Here is a 20,127-nt window from a genome sequence, read left to right on the forward strand (position 1 = left end):
GCGGTGGATAGTTTTGAAGATATTTTTAAACATATCTCATCAAATATTAAAACACAAGATGAAAAGAATCATACATTAGATATTTTAAATGAGTTTATAGAGCAAACATATAAAGCAGAAAAAGAGTTTAATGACCTAAAAGATGTTTTTAGTCTAGTATTAGAATCCTTGCCAAATCCCATTTGGGTTATAAACGAAGATAAAAGCTATTTTTACTACAATTCCTATGCCAAAAAAATAGATAAAATCCTAGAAAATTATCCACCAAATCTCAATGAATGTGAGATTCTATTTGATAAAGAATATTACTTAATGCAACGAAGCAGTAAGAATAATAAAACCCTAATTACCGCCACAAACATAACAAATGAAAAAAGAAAAGAGCGACTTGCTTCGATGGGGCAAATATCAGCTCATCTTGCACATGAGATTCGCAATCCAATTGGAGCAATTGCACTTATGCTCTCAAGCCTATCAAAAAATATCGATACAAAGAATAAAATCTATATCTTAGAAATGAAAAAAGCTTTATGGAGAGTAGAGCGACTTATAAATGCTACTTTATTATTTAGTAAGGGTGTAAAAGCCACAAAACAACGTCATAATAGCTCTATTATAAAAGATTATGTTGAAGATTCTATCGCATATTGCGAGCATACAAAAAATATTAATTTTATCTATGATATTAAAAGCGATGTGATTATTTGCGATTGTGAGCTTTTGGAGTTATTATTGCAGAATCTTATTTTAAACGCCATAGAAGCAATTGAAGAAAATGATAATATAAATCAAGGTGTAATAAAAATCGAATTTTTTATAGAAAATAATTGGCAGTTTTTAAAGATTTATGATAATGGGATTCTCGCTAGTGATATTGAAAATCTTTTTGAGCCTTTTAGAACAACAAAAGTTAAGGGAAATGGCTTAGGTTTGGCACTTTGTAAGCAGATTGCACAAGCACATAATGGCAAAATATCATATAATAATAAAAAAGATAAATATTTTTTAATAAGTTTTGGAATCTAATTTCAAATCTTAAAATTTCTATTAAGAATACCTTAATTTTAAGTATATTTTTTATAAAATTCTAGATTCAAATTTCAATCAAGAGGGAATGAATGGCTGATTTAATAAGCAATACTGATATTGTGAATGTTAGTATTGAGGATTCTATTACGGAGAGTTATTTAGATTATTCTATGAGCGTTATTGTGGGGCGTGCGTTGCCCGATGCAAAAGATGGCTTAAAGCCCGTCCATAGGAGAATCTTATATGCGATGCACGAGCTTGGGGTAACTGCAAACTCCACTCATAAAAAGTCGGCAAGAATCGTGGGCGATGTCATTGGTAAATACCACCCGCACGGCGATACGGCGGTTTATGACGCGCTCGTTCGTATGGCACAGGACTTCTCCATGCGATTAGAGCTAGTCGATGGGCAGGGGAACTTCGGCTCCATTGATGGCGATAGTGCTGCAGCTATGCGATATACTGAAGCTAAGATGACAAAGGCGAGTGAGGAGATTTTACGCGATATCGATAAGGATACGGTTGATTTCGTCCCAAACTACGATGATACGCTAAAAGAGCCAGATGTAATGCCTACGCGCATTCCAAACTTGCTAATAAATGGCTCAAGCGGGATTGCGGTGGGAATGGCGACAAATATCCCGCCACACAGCATTAATGAGATAATCGACGCCCTAATTTATCTAATCGATAATAACGACGCGACCTTAAGCGAGATTATGGACTTTGTGAAAGGACCAGATTTCCCAACTGGGGGCATTATCTTTGGTAAGAATGGAATCTTGGAGGCTTACAGCACTGGCAAGGGCAAGATTAAGATTCGAGCCAAAACACATATTGAAAAGACCAAGCAGAGGGATATTATCATCATCGATGAAGTCCCATACCAAGTAAATAAGGCAAAATTAGTCGAGCAGATAAGCACCTTGGCTAAGGAGAAGGTGATTGAGGGCATTTATGAGGTGCGAGATGAATCCGATAGAGATGGAATCCGCGTGGTAATCGAGCTTAAAAAAGACGCGATGCATGAGATTGTGCTAAATCATTTATTTAAGACAACCACGATGGAGACGACCTTTGGGATTATTCTCCTAGCTATTAACAACAAAGAGCCAAAAATCTTTACGCTTATGGAACTCTTGCATTTATTCCTAAATCATAGGCGGACGATTGTAATCCGCAGAAGCCTTTTTGAGCTAGAAAAGGCTCGTGCTAGGGCACATATCTTAGAGGGGCTAAAAATCGCCCTAGATAATATCGATGCGGTTATTAAACTTATTCGTGCCGCAAAAGATACGCAAGTGGCACGAGATGAGCTAATTTCTCAATTCGCCCTAAGTGAGATTCAAGCAAAGGCGATTTTAGAAATGCGATTGCAACGGCTAACTGGGCTAGAGCGCGATAAAATCGATAATGAATATAAGGATCTTTTGGAACTAATCGAATATCTAAGCGGAATCTTAAAAAGCCAAGAGAAGCTAAATGGCATAATTAAAGAGGAGTTGCAAGAGACCAAGTCTAAGTTCCACACCGAGCGTAGGACGCAAATCGAAGATGATTACGACGCAATCGACACAGAGGACTTGATACCAAATGAGCCTGTGGTGGTTACGATGAGCCACAGAGGCTATGTGAAGCGCGTCCAGCTCAAAGTCTATGAGAAGCAAAATCGCGGTGGCAAGGGCAAAATCAGTGGCAATACGCACGATGACGACTTTATTGAGAGCTTTTTCGTGGCTGATACGCACGATACGATTATGTTTATCACAAATAAGGGGCAGTTGTATTGGCTGAAGGTATATAAGATTCCAGAGGCGAGTAGAACGGCGATTGGCAAGGCGGTTGTGAATCTCATAAACAAAGATAGTGGCGAAAAAATTATGGCTACAATCACCACGAAAGACTTTAGCGAGGATAAATCGCTGGTATTCTTCACCAAAAAGGGCATTGTGAAGCGGACAAATTTAAGCGAATATAAAAATATCCGCTCCATTGGCGTTAGAGCGATAAACTTGGACGATGATGATGAGCTAGTAACCGCACACATCGCAACTCCGTCCGTGCAGAGCGTGTTTATCGCCACATACAAGGGCATTGCGATACGATTCCCGCTTGATAATCTGCGTGAGATTGGGCGTGTAAGTCGGGGCGTAACTGGAATCCGCTTCAAACTAAAGGGCGATTTTGTCGTGGGTGCGGTTATGATAGAGAGCGATGAGGACAAGCTCTTTAGCCTAAGTGAGCTTGGCGTAGGTAAGCAAACTCTAGCAAAAGAATATCGTTTGCAAACCCGCGGTGGCAAGGGGATAATCGCTATGCGACTTACCTCCAAAACTGGCAATTTGGTAAATACGCTAAACTTTAATAACGCAAACATCGACCTAATGCTACTTACAAGCTCTGGAAAAATGATAAGAGTCGATACAGATAAGATTCGCGATACGAGTAGGAACACGAGTGGCGTGAAGTTTGTCGCACTAAATGAGAATGATAAAGTGGTGCATATCTCGCAATGTCCTAAGGAAGAGAAAGATTTAGAGGACTTGGCGGATGATAGTGAAAATAATAATGAATTATGAAAATTTTAGTTTTTGCATTATTTATGGGAATCTTAATTGCAAATGATGAGTTTATTATCTCTTATAAGGCATTAGTAGAAAATCATATATTAATTGGCGAAGAATACAATGTATCAAAGGCTTTATCTTTAAGTAAAGATTATAAGGTAATTGGTATTTGTGATTTTATCCCAGAATCTCATAAAACTAATGATATGGAATCTAATGAAAACTCATTTAGAATCTTGAAAGAAAATAAGGATATTGTGCTTGATTGTTTGCAAAAATATCTACATATAAAAATACGAGATGATGCAAGATTTATAAATAATGCACTTCATTCTAAAATCGCATTTGAGTTGCAACCACAAAGGATTCTAGCGGTATTTGATGGAAATAAAATGAATATTCAAATCATAGAGAAAATAAAATGAATATAGTTATTGTTGATGATGATATAAATATGCGTAAATCGCTGGAAATGTCTTTAAGCAAATATAGTGAATTCAAGATAAAAAGTTATAAAAATGCCAAAGATGCATTAAAAGGCATTGATGAAAATAATTGTGATTTAATAATTACTGATATAAATATGCCTGATATAAATGGCATTGAATTTTTAAGAAAATTAGATGGTAAATATGAAGCGATAATCATTACAGGATATGCTTCTTTGGGTGTTGCAGTTGATGCATTGCGATTGGGGGTTAAGGATTTTTTTATCAAAACTGCTGAACTTGACATTGATTTATTGGTTATGGCTATAAAGAGAAGCCAAAAAGAGCGAAAAATAAAATCTAAAACCCAAGTAACAAAAATCAATAATGACATAAATTTGGACGGAGAGAATCTCATATCTATTAAAAATATCGCCTTAAAGTCCGCTAAAAGCGACGCAAATATATTGCTTTTGGGTGAGAGTGGTGTTGGAAAAGAGGTTTTTGCAAAGTTTATACACAATAATTCAAATCGAAGCGAATCTCCATTTATAGCGATAAATATGGCAGCGTTACCGGAAAATCTCCTAGAATCTGAGCTTTTTGGCTACGAAAAAGGAGCATTTACTGATGCAAGTCAATCTAAGATAGGATTATTTGAGTTGGCAAATAAAGGTAGTATTTTTTTAGATGAGATAGCAGAAATGCCACTTCCACTACAAGCAAAATTACTTCGTGCAATCCAAGAAAAAGAAATCACGAGATTAGGTGGGACAAAAAGTATTAAGATTGATGTTAGATTTATATCCGCTACAAATGCAAATATCTATGAAAAAATTGAAAATAATACCTTTAGGGAGGATTTATTCTATCGTTTGCAAACAATCCCGCTTAAGATTCCGCCACTAAGAGAGCGAAGAGATGAGATTATTTCCATATCAAATAAATATTTAAGAGAAGTAGCAAAAGTTTATAATTGTGGCAAAAAAGAATTATCAAGTGAAGCTATAGAAACATTACTATCGTATAGATGGCCCGGAAATATTAGAGAGCTATTAAGCATTATTGAGCGAGCCACAATTTTAAGCGAGGGCGAGATTATTACAAAAGAGGATTTATTTCTAGAATCAAGAGATAAAAAAGTATCAAAATTTGAGCAACTTGAAAAAGAATATATTAATGAAGCATATTTAGCAAATAATAGAAATATCGAGCAAACAGCAAATATCTTAGGAATGAATATTGATGTATTGAAATATAAACTTACAAAATTAAAAATTCTTTGAAAATGGTTTAGAATCTAAGTAGATTATAAATTAAGATAGATTTATCCACCTTAATTTATAAAATATTATTTATTTAAGAAATTATTTGAATTTAGTTTTTATATCTGTAATCCACGCATTTAGCCTAGATTCTGTTAAATCGCTTTGATTATCCTCATCTATTGCTAATCCTAAGAATTCATCGCCAACTAAACCTTTTGAGACTTGAAAATCATAGTTTTCATTCTTTGTTTTGCCAATTATCGTGGCTTTTTTCGCTAACTCTGCTAGAATCCCAATTGAATCACAAAATGAATCGCTATATCCATCTTGGTCGCCTAATCCCACGATTGCTACAATTTTCCCGCTAAAATCATCTTCGCTAAGATTTCCTGCAAAATCCTCCCAATCACTTTGTAAATCACCATCTCCATAGGTTGAAGCTGCAAGTATTAAATTAGTATATTTTGCAATATCTTCTTTACTAGCACTTGCTACATCGATTAACTCGCAATTTTCTAGCTTAGAAGCGATTGTTTCAGCGATTTCTTGAGTGTGTCCTGTAGTTGTTCCATAAAAGATTCCTATTTTTTCCATTTTTAATCCTTAAAATTATTATAATTTTTATTTTTATTTTCTAAATGAGAATTGTAACACTAGATAAAATTTGCTAAAAATACAATAAAATCCTAAACTATTTTATAGTAGATTTGCCACTATGTTTGCTATAATACGAAACTTTTAAACACAAACAAATCTTTTAAGGTATTTTTTAGTATGACAAATAATCAAAGCGATAATAAAATTAATTCATTTCAAAACACTTTAAGAACTACACAATATGTTAAAGATAGATTGCAAAGTGGTTTAAATACCTTTATCAATCACGAATCTTTCGGTGGTGTGCTACTCTTTTTCTGCGTAGTTTTGGCGATGGTGGTGGCAAACTCAAAATACGGCGATTTGTATTTTAATTTCTTAAAGCTGGAATTTGGTGCATTCATCGGGGCTGGGCTTGTTAGCATTAATGTTTTGCATTTTGTAAATGATGTTTTGATGGCATTATTTTTCCTAATGGTTGGGCTAGAGATGAAGAGGGAAGTCCTATATGGGGAATTAGCAGGATTTAAAAAGGTTAGTTTTTCTATACTTGGGGCTGTTGGGGGGATTGTTATCCCTGTTATTATTTATTTGTATTTTAATCACGACACACCATCAGCTCATGGATTTGGCGTGGCGATGAGCACGGATACGGCATTTGCACTTGGGGTTTTATTGATATTTGGAAAAAGAATTCCGCATATTTTAAAGATTTTCCTTGTAACACTAGCTGTTTTTGATGATTTAGGGGCGATTTTGATTATTGCCATTCTTTACACAAATACGCTGGATTTATTTTGGCTTTATATCGCTTGTGTGCTTACCTGTGCGTTATTTTATCTAAATTATCGCGATACAAAATATCTCTCAAGCTATCTATTACTTGGAATCTTTCTTTGGATTGCTGTTTATAATAGCGGAGTGCATGCAACTATAGCGGGGGTTATTCTCGCATTTGCCATTCCGGGGCGCTCAAATATCCGCAAAAAATATTTCATAAATATCCTAAATATGCTCGAAGAGTGGAATAAAATCGTTGAGAGTGAGAAAAAAAGCAATCTTTACACAAAAGATGAAAAGCCAAAATACTTTCTTATGAGCCTAATTCAGGGAATAATCACATTTTTTGCCCCAGATGAAAAGAAAAAAATCGACATTGAGGAGACTTCAAAGCAAGTTCATATGCTAGACACGATGGCAAAATACTCGCTCTATGCACAAAATCCGCTGGTAAAAATGGAGATAGTTTTACAGCCGATTTGTGCGTATTTTATCGTGCCTATTTTTGCGTTTTTAAATGCTGGGGTTAGATTGGATTCTAGTGTGGATTTTGGTATTGATGGAATCTTACTAGGAACTATTCTTGGGCTTGTTGTAGGAAAACCACTAGGTGTTTTGGTTTTTGCATTTTTAGGTGAAAAGCTAAATATTGCCATTCGTCCGCCGGGGTTAAGCTATAAACATATATTTGCTGTTGGTGTAATCGCTGGAATCGGCTTTACAATGTCTATGTTTGTAGCAAATCTTGCCTATGATACGGAAGGTCAAATAATCCTAGCCAAGCTATCAATCCTTATGGCATCCGCTATAGCTATTTTACTAGGCATAGTAGCCTTATTCTATGCTACTAAAAATGAAGCAAAAGAGCTAAAAAAATCTAAAAATATTAAAGAGGAATCTAGTGGAGAATCTATCGATTCTACTACTAATATTTAGATTTTCTTGCGATTACTAGCAAACTTCCGCCGATGAAGTTTGGTAAATATGGTATTAGCTTGTTTTCAAGCCTTAAAATGGCGATTAGAATCTTGTTAATAATTGGGTTGATTTTGGGGATATTATCGCCCTTTGGCGTGTAGTTTGGCTTGGCTGGGTAGAGAAGTCGACGCAAAAATAAAAGTGGCGTAACGGATATAAAAAAGTATTTCATCTCTAAAACCTCAAATCCAGCAGATTCTAGGAGCTTTCGCATTGATTTTTTAGTATATCTTCGCTTATGTCCTAGGTCTAAATCATGCTCATTCCATAGGAATTTAAAGGCTGGGACAGTGATAATTATATTTCCCCCCCTCCCACACTTTATTTGCTTTACTATTATCTAAAACGCTTTTACAAATATTCTCAATCGCTAATCTATCATCTTCGATATGCTCGATTACATCAAAGGCACAAACGCAATCAAACTCGTCCTCGAACGGCGAATCTAAGAGATTAAAGCAAAATCGATTACTAATCCCATAACTTTTTGCATAATCAAGGGCATTTAGATGCATTTCGCCAACTGCGATATTTTCATAGCCATCTTGCATTAAAAATCGCGTTACATTCCCAGTCCCAGCCCCAATATCGATGATTTTGGCAGTTTTGGCGACATATTTATTCATATATTTTTTGATGATTTCCTTGCGGATAATAAACCAAAAGTGTCGCTCCTCATTCCTAAAAAGCTCCTCAAATCCGCTAAATTTATAATCCCCCTCATTCTCTGCTACCTCAAAAACCTTGTGATTATTGATGGTCTTAAAATCTCTTTTTATCATTAAAATCCTTTTTTGCATTATGTGAAACGAATTCCCACGCTAATTTCATCAATAAAGATTCTAGGCTTTCACACCATTTGTACCAAAAAATAAAAGGGCAGTTTAGTGGAATCTTGCTTTTTTATCAATTGAAAAAAATCTACAGGGATTTTTGCATTTAAAATTACTGCTTAAAGTTTTATGCAGATTTTGCACGAATTTTGGGGTGAAATTTGCATTTAAAAAGCAGAATAGCGAAGTGGATACGATATAAAAGCCAAAAAGCTTAGATTCTTATCCGTTCCGCAAAATAAATCTATAAAAATGCTACATTACCATCGTGATGAATAATGTGAGCTATGCGACCTATGAGAGCTGTGAGAGCCATGCCAAGCCACCATATTATCGCCTATTTGTTGGGTGCTTAGACTTAAATCAAGCGGAGTATCTGCCTTGATTTCTGCTATATCATTAGCTGTGATATTGTTCGCATTTGCCCCAACAAAAATCGACGCCACAATTGCAACTACAGAGCCTAAAAGCTTCATTCTTAACCTCCTTTGAAAAAAATTAGTGTCAATTGACACTTGTATAGCTATTTAAAATAGCCATACAACTACCAACTACACGACTTTTATGGGAGCGATATTTGTATATGGATATTTATTTGAAGTGGTAAAGATTCCACAGCATTTATCTTTTACATCGCATTTTAGGCACTCTTTGGCGTAGTCATTTTTCCATTTTGATATGGATTTGGTGGCAAATCTCCTTATATTTTTATTAAGCAAACATAGTGGAATATTATAGATTGAGACATTTAGTCCATAGCGATTTAGCTTGTAAATGGCTTCTTGTAGCTCATTTGCATACTCCTTTGGATTGATGTTGATTTTTTCATAATTATCTATAGCATATCCCGTATATTCTAAACCCATTATTGCGATGTGAAATACAAATGGATAATTCCTATAGATAAAATCCGCAATAGTAGGAAGTCGCTTAAAATTTAGCCTTGAGACAACTATCCTTAGTTCGATTTTTTCACCAGCTTTTGCTAGATTGTAGATTCCATTATGCATTTGATGAAAGCTGTTTTTAGCCCCCATAATCTCATCGTGTAAGGTGTCAATATCACTTGCAAATGAAATTGCCACAAGCGAATTGCTTTTTAGCTTGGCAAATTTATTTAAAAATACTAAATTATTAAAAGTCCTGCCATTGCTTAATGTGATTAGAAAATTATGTGGGAATTTCTCCCTAATTTTTTGCATAAATTGTAAGTAATATTCTTGCAATAAGGTCGGCTCACCGCCAGTAATACAAATGCTTTTCTTGTAGTGATTTGGTATCAATTCTAGTATTTTTAGATTCTTTATTTCTAGCTCTTTATTGTGTGCTTTTGGCGGTTGGGGGCACATCACGCATTTACAAGAGCAAGAATCTGTTAGGAAAAAGCAATTATCATCATTCTCATATTCCCATAAAAATACAATTTCCCCGCACAAAATATCCACAATATCATATTCACCAAACTTCTCAAAACTCTCTTGCGAGATTGTAATGGCGTTTTCCCTTTGTGTTTTTTGCGTGGTTATAATCCCACCCCAGCCAATGTCGCTATATTTTATATTCTGCGTTAGGAGAATCTTATTTTTTCTATTCAAACTACGCTTTTTAGTAACGCTAAAAATCCCACGAACTTTAGAGCTATTAGAGCTATCGATATTAATAATTTTCATTTTGTATATCCTTTAAATCTCGCCTTGTAATCCAAGAATAAAAAATATCCATAATATCTTTGTCGTTTTTCCGCAGATAAGAAAATAAAATATTAAAAATGGCTTTATTTTTTTGACAAAATGCAGAATCTATCCTATCGCCCATAATATCTTTTGTCTCTAAATAATTTCTAACAGGGTCAGCACCGCAATACGGCGAAAACACGCAATCACTACAAATAGGTAGAATCTCCAAGCAAGATTGATTTACTATGTTTTTTAGAATCTTGCTATTAAAAATCTCACTATATGAGTTCTCATACACATTTCCCATTAGAAAATATTTATCGCCCATTTTGGCTAACATTCTGCCCTCATCAGCTGGATACACATCGCCATTATAATCATAAATCACCCCGCTAATTCCCGCTCCAGATGGCGACTGCAAGTCTACAAATCCAGTGGGAAATGGCGTTAAGATTCTGCTAAGCAATAGATTTGTGTAATATTCCACAAAATGGATTCCGCGTTTATTTAACTCTAATATATATTCCAACGCCTCCACATACATATCTATAAATTTGTTCGTGTGGTAGCCAATCTTATCCTTATTTTCCTCCGCAAAACCATATGGGTTTATACTTCGCAAAAAGATTCCATCGAATTTCTGCTCGACATACTCATCGATAATTTGCTTAATTTTATCTAGCGAATACGAAGTAGTAGTCATCAAAGCCCCGATTTTATCGCTACCAATCTGCTCTCTTGCTAGTTTTAGATTTTGTATTAGCGTCTCATAAGTGCCTTTATTGTTTTTGTAGATTCTAAAGCGATTATGCACACTTTCATTGCCATCTAGCGAAGTGGATAATAAAACATTATGTGCTTTTATGAAGTCTAATCTATGGGCTATATTTGTCGTAAGATTCGTGCAGATTACAAATTCCAGATTCTTATTATGTTGCTTATTTTTCTCCTCTGCGTATAAAATGCTAGATTCTATCGTTTGCCAATTTAGCATAGATTCTCCGCCTTGAAATTCGATTTTGATATTTTGCGATGGCGAATTAAATATCAAATCAATTATCTTAAACGCCGTTTGTGGCGACATATCGTATTGCTTGGCGTTTTCCTCCTCGCAAGATGCTTGGCAATAAGTGCAGATTTGATTACAGCGAACGGTGATTACCATCATATGCAGATTTGTAAACTCCCGCAAAAATCCCTTTTTACTCCTATATCGCGTAGCTGTCATATCGATTGCATCTCTTAAGTTTTTTGCACTATCAGCGATAAAGTTCTTGCTTTTCAAATCAAAATATATTTGGGAGCGAGAATCTAGCGTGTAATTTATCAATGCATTAAAATCATCTTGCTTTAAGAAATAAAAATCCCCAGCCATGCCAGTCAATAATACTTCATCGCCGAAATTATCAAAATTAAACGGCAGAATCTTATAGCTCATCTACCACTCTTTGCAAATCGGCAATCGGTTTAAATGCTTGTTCTACAATCAAATCTCTAATTTTTTGATTTTGCTTTGATAGTATCCTTTTGGTTTGCTGTTGTGATAGAAAATAGAAAAAATCCTTTGCGATATTATCTATTTTATCGTGGCATTCTAAAACTATATGGAGTGTGGCATTGCTCATTTTATTGCTTGTAGAAAGTAGCAAAATGCACTCGTTAGATATGCGGTGATGTGCCAATATAACATCTTCAGTGCTATAAATATCAGCGTCTAAATCTATAAGAATCTTATTAGATTCTAGTTTGTAATTACTCATTTTCGCCCTTATTTAACGCAAGTTTTATAAATACTATGACAGCGGAATCCATAAGGGCAATCCGAATCGTATCTGCAATCCCCATCGCTATCGTAATTTGGCAGTAAGCTATCCCCTCTTGGTGGGCTATACTGCGGAGTTCCCACTTCATCTACAGTTTTCATGCACTCGCCCTTAGATTGCATATAGGCTTTAACGCAATGCTTACCCAATCCACACTCCAAATCACTCTGGCACGCCCATACAACGCCCCACACACAAACTAAAAGCAATATTAGCATTTTCATAGAATCTCCCTTTTTTGCAAAAAATAAAAAATGTATTTTACCCCCCTAATTTAAGTTTTCCTTAAAGATAATATTTTTGGGAAATGTTTAATAATTGCTAGATTTTTGCATTTTGAAAATTCCAAGATTCTAAAGTTTTGATAAAATACGCTTTTAAGAGTTTTATTAAAGGATTATATTTGAGTAAGGTTGTAATCGGCTCTCGTGGGAGTGTCTTGGCGTTGTGGCAGGCGAATTTTATAAAAGATAAATTGGCGGATTTTGGCATTTCTTGCGAGATAAAAATCGTAAAAACCACAGGCGATAAAATCCTAGATGCACCGCTCTCAAAAATCGGTGGCAAGGGGCTTTTCACAAAGGAGTTGGAGGAGTTGCTCCTAAAGCGCGAAATAACTCTAGCCGTGCATTCGCTAAAAGATGTGCCGGTGGTGCTTCCAAAAGGATTAATTCTAGCGAGTATTACGAAGCGAGAAGATGTTAGGGACTGCTTTTTGAGTCATAAATTTCAAGATATAGAATCTTTGCCAAAGGGCGCGAAAGTCGGCACGACCTCGCTTCGTAGGGCAATGCAGCTAAAATATATGCGAAGTGATTTGGAAACTATTAGCCTAAGGGGGAATGTGCAAACTAGGCTTAAAAAGCTCCATTTGGGCGAGTTTGACGCCATAATCTTAGCGAAAGCTGGGGTAAATCGACTTGGGATTAGCGAGAGTGATGTGCGTTTTATCACGCCAATTGGGGTGGAATCTATGATTCCAGCGATGGGGCAGGGGGCGCTTGGGATTGAATGTAGGGCGGATTGTGCGATTTTGGAAGTTTTGCAAAAGCTAAATGATGAGGTTGCAAGTATCGAATGTGGCTTGGAACGGGAGTTTGTGCGGTTGCTTGATGGTGGCTGTCAAGTGCCAATCGGCGTCCATGCGAACTATAATGGCGATAAAATCGAGCTAAATGCCGTAATTGGGCTTCCAAATGGTGCGGAGATAATTAAAGATTCTATTATTGGGGGTAGGGCGGAGAATCTAGCTTTAAAATTATTTCAAAAGGTCGAAAAAAAAGGTGTAAAAGAGCTTTTAAAAAAAGCTTTTGAAATGATAGATTTTCTATAAAGGTGTATTTTGAATAGATTTTGTTATAAAAATGCTATATTTTATTACTCATTTAGTGATTGTGCTTATATTTGTGGCAATGATGCGATGTTTCATTATGCTTCTATAGAATCCTGTTCGGAGGATTTTTATAATGCACTTTTAGAGCGGGGTTGGAGGCGATTTGGTGAGATATTTTTCGCTCCGTTTTGTGATTATTGTCAAAAATGTATTTCTATTAGGCAAATTGTTGATGATTTTACCTTGTCTAAAAATCATAAAAAGATTATAAATAAAAATAAAATCATTAATATCAATATCGAGATTCCTACATATAGCCTAGAAAAAGTTGAACTTTATAATAAATATCACACTAATATGAATATTAAAAAAAAATGGGAGTATAATCAAATTGATAGAGATAAGTATATTCATATGTTTATAGATGGAAAACAAAATTTTGGTAAAGAAATAGATTATTATATTGATGATAAATTAATAGGTGTTGCTTTTGTAGATATATTGAAAGTGAAAAGGGCAATGAGTGCGATATATTTCTTTTACGACCACGATTATAGTCATTTATCTTTAGGGACTTTTTCTATTCTAAAACAATTAGAAATTGCTAAAATGCTTAATTTAAAATATTTTTATCCCGGATATTGGATTAAAAATCATCATTCTTTGGGCTATAAAGAGCGATTTAAACCTTTTGAAATTTTAGTAAATCGTCCAAAAATCTATGAAATGCCAATTTGGAAATCATATGAATAAATTTAGTAAAGGAAAATTATGAGTTTTACAAAGATTATTTCTCGCTGTTTTGGTGTGATTGCAAATATTAAATTCTTTCCGCCAATCCAACACTTTATTAATAAGCAATATATTCGAATCTTTAAAATAGATTTGAGGGAATTTCAACCATATTATTATTATAAAAGTTTGAATGAGCTTTTTACGCGTGGATTGCGGGTTAATAGGGAGTTTGATAAAAGTGATGAGATTTTTATCTCACCTATTGATGGCAAAGTAATGCAAACAGGAAAAGTAGAAAATGATAAGGCATTGCAAATAAAAGGCTTTAGTTATTCAGTAGAAAGGCTTGTTGGTGAGAATGTGGATTCCACCTTGAGATATGCAAATTTATATCTAAGCCCAAGCAATTATCACCGCTATCACGCACCTTGCGATATGTGGGTGGAATCTATAAGCCATTTTAATGGGGCATTATTGCCCGTGCATATGAAGTCGCTAAGGAAAAATCGCAATCTTTTTGTGCGAAATGAAAGAGTTGTATTAAAAGCGAGAGATAAATTTGGTAATATACTTTATTTTGTTGCTGTGGGAGCACTTAATGTTGGTGGGATAATTTTTTATATTGAGCCTAGAATCCAAAATAAACATAGTTCATATAAAAAAAGTTTTCATTATAAAAATCCAAAATTCATTAAAAAAGGCGAAGAAATAGGAATGTTTAAGATGGGCTCTACTATCGTTTTATTGGCTTCACAAGTGGAGATTCTAAAAAGTGATTGCGATATTTCATTTGGTGAGAGTTTATTTAAACATATAGAGCAAAAAGATATATAAAGGATAATTTTTGTTAGATTTAAAAGATAAAATAAAATCATTGAAAAAGGATTTAAACGCCCTAATTGTGGCTCATTATTATCAGCGAGATGAGATTGTAGAGCTTGCTGACTTCTGTGGCGATAGCTTGGAGTTAGCAAAAAGGGCGAGCAGTGCGGATAATGAGCTGATTGTATTTTGTGGCGTTAGCTTTATGGGGCAGAGTGTAAAGCTACTCTCGCCAAAAAAGCGCGTGATTATGCCTCGTCTTGCGTGTTGCTCGATGGCTCGAATGATAGATTCCAGCTATTTTGATAAAAGTATTGCGAAGCTGGAATCCTTAGGCATAGAGCAGAGCGAGATTTTCCCAATGACTTATATCAATTCAAATGCCGATGTAAAGGCAAAAGTAGGCAAGATGAATGGGGTCGTATGCACTAGCTCAAATGCCGCGAAAATTTTTGATTACGCATTGAGCCTAAATAAAAAAATCTTTTTTATGCCAGACCGCTGTTTGGGCGTGAATCTGGCGAATAAAAATCACAAGAAAAGCTCTATTTTAGGGCTTTCTAGCGATAAGACGATAAAAGAAAGTGAGGTTATTTGCTATGATGGATTCTGTTCCATTCATCAGCTTTTTAGCGTGAGTGATATTGAATTTTACCGCGAAAAATATAGCGATATTATTATCGTAGTCCACCCCGAGTGCGACCCAAAAGTCGTGGATAAAGCGGACTTTTCCGGCTCTACTAGTCAAATTATTTCTTTTGTTGCAAATCTCCCAGAGAATGCAAAAGTCGCCGTTGGCACGGAGTTTAACCTTGTAAATCGCCTAACTAAGCAAAACGGGAATAAGGAAAATATATTCGTGCTGTCCTCCACCAAGCCAGAATGCCCTACGATGAATGAAACTTCGTTAGAGGATTTGTATAATGTAATGCTTTCATTTAAAGAGGATATGCCCTATAATGAGGTCGAGGTGGAGAGCGATGTTATAGAATACGGAGCAAGGGCGTTAAATAAAATGCTGGAGCTATCGTGAGAGAGTTTGTGGAAAATGCTCTAAGGGAGGATTTGGGGCGGGGCGATTTATTCGAGCGGGTTTTGGGCGAATCTGCTTTGGGGAGTGGGTTGCAAAATGGGCTAGATTTAGCGAATTTTGTGCGAAATGGGGCAAATGAGATTGAAAACGACTCAATAAATGGCTTAAGAAATAAAAAAGTAACCGCCAAGATTCTAGCCAAAGAGGACGGAATCTTATCCGGGAGAGCCTATGTGGAGGAGCTTTTTGGGCTTTTTAGTATAGAATCTAGATTCCACCTTAAGGACGGAGCGGAGTTTGTAAAAGGGGCGATTTTATGCGAGATTAAGGGGGCTTATGTAGATATTTTAAAAGTCGAGCGAACAGCGTTAAATATCCTCCAGCACAGCAGTGGAATCGCCACAAACACCGCAAAATATGTGAATGTCTTAAGGGAAAATGACCTAAATACGACCCTTTTGGATACGAGGAAAACTCGTCCATTGCTTAGGGCGTTTGAGAAATATTCTGTTTTAAATGGTGGCGGGAGGAATCACCGCTTTGGGCTAGATGAGTGCCTAATGCTAAAAGATACGCATTTAAGGCATATTAAAGATTTGGCAGAATTTATAAAAATAGCTAGGGCAAAAATCCCGTGGAGCTGTAAAATCGAGGTTGAATGCGAGGATTTTAAGGCGACAAAAAGGGCAATGGAGAGTGGCTGTGATATAGTGATGTGTGATAATATGAAGCCAAGTGAGATTGCAAAAGTCGTGGAATATCGAAATAATCTTTCTAGTGGGATTCTAATCGAGGCAAGTGGGAATGTGAGTGAAAATAATATCGTAGAAATCGCCAAAAGTGGCGTTGATGCAATAAGTGTGGGAAGCCTCATTCATCACGCAGTTTGGGTAGATTTATCGATGAGAATGGATTGAAAAGGCAAGTTTACTTAGCTTGATAGGGGAGTAAAACGAATGATAGCAAAGTTTTAGATTCTAAACTTAACTTTTTTAAGATTCTTAGATTTTGATAAAATTTCGCTATCTCTCGTTTTAGAATATAATGCTTTTATAGCTTAGACGTTGAAAGGGTGAAGCCCTTTATTTTAGGAAAATTTTATTTGCCCAATTAAGTAAATAAAGGATAAATCAATGGATAGAGAATCTTTTTTTATTTCTAAATTACAGGATTCAGGTGTTACTCTAAAGCTAGATGATGATGGAATCCTAATTGATAAATATGTCTATGCTATGGATTTATTCTGCGAAAATGTGCATTTTACAAAAGAGCATTTTAGCTATTATCAAATCGCAACAAAGGCGATGTTGGTAAATATCTCCGACATTCTTGCGATGGGAGTAAAACCACAATATGCGATGCTTGGAATCTCATTTAATGATATTATGAAACCAAAAGATATTAGTCAATTTCAACAAGGCATAGTGGATATTTGCAAACAATATAATATTAAGATTATTGGTGGCGATACGATAAAAGACGATAAGTTAAATATCGCAATTACAATGTTTGGTAAAAAAAATCGCTACATCATTCAAAGAAAAAATTTTAAAGCAAATGATGTAGTTTTTTTTACAGGGACTTTGGGAAATGTCTTAAAGGATATGAAGTTTTTATATAATGGAAGAAAACTTGCTAAAAAATCAAAATTCTACTTACCAGAATTAAAAGAAGAATTTATTTATGATATTTTGCCATTTATCAAAGGTGGAATGGATATTTCTGATGGATTATTTTATGAATTAAATAGAATCTCCAAGCTAAATAATGTTAGATTTAAGTTTTATAAAAAAATAAACAAATATATGGCTTTAAGTGGAGAAGAATATGAACTTTTATTTTCTGTATCAATTAAGCACACAAGAAAGCTTCAAATTATTGCAAATAAACATAGGGTTAAGATTACAAAACTTGCAAAAATATTGAATGGCAGACAAAGATTCTATTGTCGACCACACCACAAATAAATTTATTGATTTTTTGTTATGGCTCGTTCTGCTCCAGTATCTTGTAGAACTGTTGCATTTTTCTCAGCAAGTTCTTTTTCTGTTTTTATTCTATGCTCGACATAATCTTTATTTGCTTCTTCTATTGGATTTTCCCACCAATCTGCTAAAGGATTTCTTTTTTCCACAAACGAGTAGTAACATACTACACCAACTACCCCAACCACAACTATTTTTCCTAAATTACTCATTTGCTACCTCACCAAATATTAATTTATACTATAATTATAACAAATTTATTTAATATTTATTTGCTAATTTGACATAAGTATATGAGGTATTCGTGCAAAATATAATCGAATTTTTAAAAACACATAATGAAATTAGGATTATAGATGATGAGTTAGATATTGAGCTAGAGATTCCCCACATCGCTTATATCGAGGTGAAAAAGCCCGATTCTAAGGCACTTTTATTTACTAATCCAATCTCAAAACGCCTAAATAAAAAGTATGAAATGCCCGTTTTGATGAATCTTTTTGGCTCTTTTAATCGCCTAGATTTGCTTTTCCCAAATCATCAAAATATCGCTGGAGATATTGAAAAACTTTTAAAATTCACCGCTCCAAGCGGGTTTAAAGATTCCCTATCTAAGCTAAAAAATATTTTAAATTTCCGCCATATTTTCCCTAAAAAAGTTAAAAAAAATCTGCAAGAAGTGGTGCATTTGGGCGAAAATGTGGATTTGGAAAGTCTTCCTATTTTAAAAACTTGGGAGAGCGATGGTGGGGCGTTTATCACTATGGGGCAGGTTTATACGCAAAGTTTGGACGGGAAAATTAAGAATCTAGGAATGTATCGCCTTCAAGTTTTTGATAAAAATCACTTGGGAATGCACTGGCAGATTCATAAAGATTCCACGAACTTTTTTAGCGAGTATAAACGGGCGGGGCGGAAAATGCCAGTTAGCATTGCTATCGGTGGCGACCCACTTTACACTTGGTGCGGACAGGCTCCAATGCCCTATGGAATGTATGAGCTAATGCTTTATGGCTTATTTCGTAAATCCCGCCCAAAGGTCGCCAAGTGCCTAACCAACGACCTTTTCGTGCCGTATGACTGCGATATTGTCTTAGAGGGATTTGTGGATACAGAAAAGTTCGTGCTCGAGGGTCCTTTTGGCGACCACACGGGCTTTTATACGCCAATCGAGCCGTATCCAGTTATGGAAGTTACGGCAATTCGCACGATAAAAAAGCCCATTTATCTTGCCACCGTGGTCGGTAAACCCCCGCTAGAGGATAAATATATGGGTTATATGACCGAGCGGATTTTCTTGCCACTTTTGAAAACCACGACCCCGGCGTTAGTTGATTATTATATGCCTGAAAATGGCGTTTTCCACAATCTAATCTTGGCGAAAATCGACCCAAAATACCCCGCCCACGCAAAGCAGATTATGCATGGATTTTGGGGAGTAGGGCAGATGAGTTTTGTCAAACACGCCATTTTCGTCCCCAAATCCGCTCCGGAATTAAGCGACAATCTCGCAATTACCGAGTATATTTTAAATCATTTGGATATAAATGACTTGCTAATTTCCTTTGGAATCTGCGATGCCCTAGACCACTCATCGCCACATTACGCACAAGGCGGGAAGCTTGGGATTGACTGCACTTTGGCGGAATTTGGCTCTGAATGTGCGGGGGGAAATCCTAAAAATTTGAGAGATTCGGCGGAATCCGCGGAATCTAAAGGGGAATCCGCGGAACTCAAGGCGGAATCTGTGGATTTTAAGAATCTAGATTCTACTAATTTAGAGATTTTAAGCGACCTAGAATTATTAGCAAAAATCAAGCGAGATTATAGCGAAGTGGCGGATTTACGCCAGTATTTCACACATACGAAAAATCCGCTAACTATAATTTTAATTGATAAAAAAACGCGAGTTTTAGACCACATCGACGCCTTTAATCCAAGGCATTGTAAAATCGTTTTTGCCCTTGATAGCGAGAATAACGACCTTGAAAATTTATATATGCTACTTTGGCGGATTGTAAATAATATCGATGCGAGCCGTGATATAGGGATAAAAAATGGTATCGCCCTAATCGATGCGACTAAAAAAGGCGAGTTGGAGGGGCATTTACGCGAGTGGCCCAAAGATGTGGTTTGCACGAGGGCGATTGTGGAGGGCTTAGTAGAGCGTGGTATTTTGGAGAGAGATGAGGAATTGTGGAAAAAATATCAAATCTTTTAGTAAAATTTTAAGTTTGATA

Annotated in this window: 21 protein-coding genes; 12 read left to right on the plus strand and 9 right to left on the minus strand. The window is 35.6% G+C overall.

Annotated elements, in window-relative coordinates:
* Positions 1-3 precede the first annotated feature (3 nt).
* The 4 genes from CCY99_RS04780 (at position 4) to CCY99_RS04795 (ending at position 5,310) form a co-directional block, all read left to right on the plus strand.
* On the plus strand, positions 4-1,026 hold the full coding sequence (locus CCY99_RS04780; protein WP_112060275.1) for a HAMP domain-containing sensor histidine kinase: 1,023 nt from the start codon (positions 4-6) through the stop codon (positions 1,024-1,026).
* 92 nt (positions 1,027-1,118) lie between these two features.
* On the plus strand, positions 1,119-3,608 hold the full coding sequence (gyrA, locus tag CCY99_RS04785; RefSeq protein ID WP_112060276.1) for a DNA topoisomerase (ATP-hydrolyzing) subunit A: 2,490 nt from the start codon (positions 1,119-1,121) through the stop codon (positions 3,606-3,608).
* Positions 3,605-4,021 carry a hypothetical protein gene (locus CCY99_RS04790; RefSeq protein ID WP_112060277.1) on the plus strand — a complete coding sequence of 139 codons (417 nt, stop codon included), beginning with the start codon at positions 3,605-3,607 and terminating at the stop codon, positions 4,019-4,021. The genes gyrA and CCY99_RS04790 overlap by 4 nt, the downstream gene beginning before the upstream one ends.
* The gene (locus tag CCY99_RS04795; RefSeq protein WP_112060278.1) at positions 4,018-5,310 is read left to right on the plus strand and encodes a sigma-54 dependent transcriptional regulator; all 1,293 of its coding nucleotides are present in this window, start codon (positions 4,018-4,020) and stop codon (positions 5,308-5,310) included. The genes CCY99_RS04790 and CCY99_RS04795 overlap by 4 nt, the downstream gene beginning before the upstream one ends.
* A gap of 81 nt (positions 5,311-5,391) precedes the next feature.
* Here the strand turns inward: CCY99_RS04795 and CCY99_RS04800 are convergent, their stop codons facing one another.
* On the minus strand, positions 5,392-5,886 hold the full coding sequence (locus CCY99_RS04800; protein ID WP_112060279.1) for a flavodoxin: 495 nt from the start codon (positions 5,884-5,886) through the stop codon (positions 5,392-5,394).
* A 180-nt stretch (positions 5,887-6,066) separates the two neighbouring features.
* On the opposite strand from CCY99_RS04800, the gene nhaA reads away from it, so the two are divergent.
* The gene (nhaA, locus tag CCY99_RS04805; protein ID WP_112060280.1) at positions 6,067-7,605 is read left to right on the plus strand and encodes a Na+/H+ antiporter NhaA; all 1,539 of its coding nucleotides are present in this window, start codon (positions 6,067-6,069) and stop codon (positions 7,603-7,605) included.
* On the opposite strand, the gene CCY99_RS04810 is transcribed toward nhaA, so the two are convergent.
* The 7 genes from CCY99_RS04810 to CCY99_RS04840 form a co-directional block, all read right to left on the minus strand.
* Positions 7,595-7,861: a hypothetical protein gene (locus tag CCY99_RS04810; protein ID WP_112060281.1), complete on the minus strand. Its 267-nt coding sequence runs from the start codon at positions 7,859-7,861 to the stop codon at positions 7,595-7,597. The genes nhaA and CCY99_RS04810 overlap by 11 nt on opposite strands.
* 61 nt (positions 7,862-7,922) lie before the next feature.
* Positions 7,923-8,429, minus strand: coding sequence for a class I SAM-dependent methyltransferase (locus CCY99_RS04815; protein ID WP_181646846.1), 507 nt, complete (start codon positions 8,427-8,429; stop codon positions 7,923-7,925).
* 311 nt (positions 8,430-8,740) lie between these two features.
* Positions 8,741-8,956 (minus strand): hypothetical protein, encoded by a 216-nt coding sequence (locus tag CCY99_RS04820; protein ID WP_112060283.1) that lies wholly within the window; start codon positions 8,954-8,956, stop codon positions 8,741-8,743.
* A gap of 75 nt (positions 8,957-9,031) precedes the next feature.
* Entirely contained in the window at positions 9,032-10,150 is a 1,119-nt protein-coding gene (gene hxsC / locus CCY99_RS04825) for a His-Xaa-Ser system radical SAM maturase HxsC (protein WP_112060284.1), read from the minus strand.
* Positions 10,137-11,594 carry a His-Xaa-Ser system radical SAM maturase HxsB gene (hxsB, locus tag CCY99_RS04830; protein ID WP_112060285.1) on the minus strand — a complete coding sequence of 486 codons (1,458 nt, stop codon included), beginning with the start codon at positions 11,592-11,594 and terminating at the stop codon, positions 10,137-10,139. The genes hxsC and hxsB overlap by 14 nt, the downstream gene beginning before the upstream one ends.
* The gene (locus CCY99_RS04835; RefSeq protein ID WP_112060286.1) at positions 11,584-11,916 is read right to left on the minus strand and encodes a hypothetical protein; all 333 of its coding nucleotides are present in this window, start codon (positions 11,914-11,916) and stop codon (positions 11,584-11,586) included. Before CCY99_RS04835 ends, hxsB begins: the two co-directional genes overlap by 11 nt.
* 8 nt (positions 11,917-11,924) lie before the next feature.
* Positions 11,925-12,203, minus strand: a complete 279-nt coding sequence (locus tag CCY99_RS04840; RefSeq protein ID WP_112060287.1) for a hypothetical protein — start codon at positions 12,201-12,203, stop codon at positions 11,925-11,927.
* Between the two features lie 179 nt (positions 12,204-12,382).
* Here CCY99_RS04840 and hemC point away from each other — a divergent pair, with 179 nt between their 5' ends.
* The 6 genes from hemC to CCY99_RS04870 all read left to right on the plus strand — a co-directional run bounded on the left by hemC (position 12,383) and on the right by CCY99_RS04870 (position 17,869).
* Positions 12,383-13,312, plus strand: a complete 930-nt coding sequence (gene hemC / locus CCY99_RS04845) for a hydroxymethylbilane synthase (protein ID WP_112060288.1) — start codon at positions 12,383-12,385, stop codon at positions 13,310-13,312.
* A 9-nt stretch (positions 13,313-13,321) separates the two neighbouring features.
* Positions 13,322-14,065: an arginyltransferase gene (locus tag CCY99_RS04850; protein WP_258443476.1), complete on the plus strand. Its 744-nt coding sequence runs from the start codon at positions 13,322-13,324 to the stop codon at positions 14,063-14,065.
* An 18-nt stretch (positions 14,066-14,083) separates the two neighbouring features.
* On the plus strand, positions 14,084-14,881 hold the full coding sequence (locus tag CCY99_RS04855) for a phosphatidylserine decarboxylase (protein ID WP_112060289.1): 798 nt from the start codon (positions 14,084-14,086) through the stop codon (positions 14,879-14,881).
* Positions 14,882-14,891: 10 nt separating this feature from the next.
* Complete coding sequence (gene nadA, locus CCY99_RS04860; protein ID WP_112060290.1) at positions 14,892-15,902, plus strand: quinolinate synthase NadA; 1,011 nt, start codon at positions 14,892-14,894, stop codon at positions 15,900-15,902.
* Positions 15,899-16,819, plus strand: coding sequence for a carboxylating nicotinate-nucleotide diphosphorylase (gene nadC / locus CCY99_RS04865; protein ID WP_181646847.1), 921 nt, complete (start codon positions 15,899-15,901; stop codon positions 16,817-16,819). Before nadA ends, nadC begins: the two co-directional genes overlap by 4 nt.
* Before the next feature lie 216 nt (positions 16,820-17,035).
* Positions 17,036-17,869 carry a thiamine-phosphate kinase gene (locus CCY99_RS04870; protein WP_112060292.1) on the plus strand — a complete coding sequence of 278 codons (834 nt, stop codon included), beginning with the start codon at positions 17,036-17,038 and terminating at the stop codon, positions 17,867-17,869.
* Between the two features lie 2 nt (positions 17,870-17,871).
* Here CCY99_RS04870 and CCY99_RS04875 read toward each other — a convergent pair whose 3' ends face one another.
* Complete coding sequence (locus tag CCY99_RS04875) at positions 17,872-18,099, minus strand: hypothetical protein (protein ID WP_112060293.1); 228 nt, start codon at positions 18,097-18,099, stop codon at positions 17,872-17,874.
* Between the two features lie 92 nt (positions 18,100-18,191).
* Between CCY99_RS04875 and CCY99_RS04880 the strand changes: the two genes are divergently transcribed.
* On the plus strand, positions 18,192-20,108 hold the full coding sequence (locus tag CCY99_RS04880; RefSeq protein ID WP_112060294.1) for a menaquinone biosynthesis decarboxylase: 1,917 nt from the start codon (positions 18,192-18,194) through the stop codon (positions 20,106-20,108).
* The last annotated feature ends 19 nt before the right edge of the window (positions 20,109-20,127 follow it).

The sequence above is a fragment of the Helicobacter sp. 16-1353 genome (genome assembly GCF_003288815.1).
GTDB lineage: Bacteria > Campylobacterota > Campylobacteria > Campylobacterales > Helicobacteraceae > NHYM01.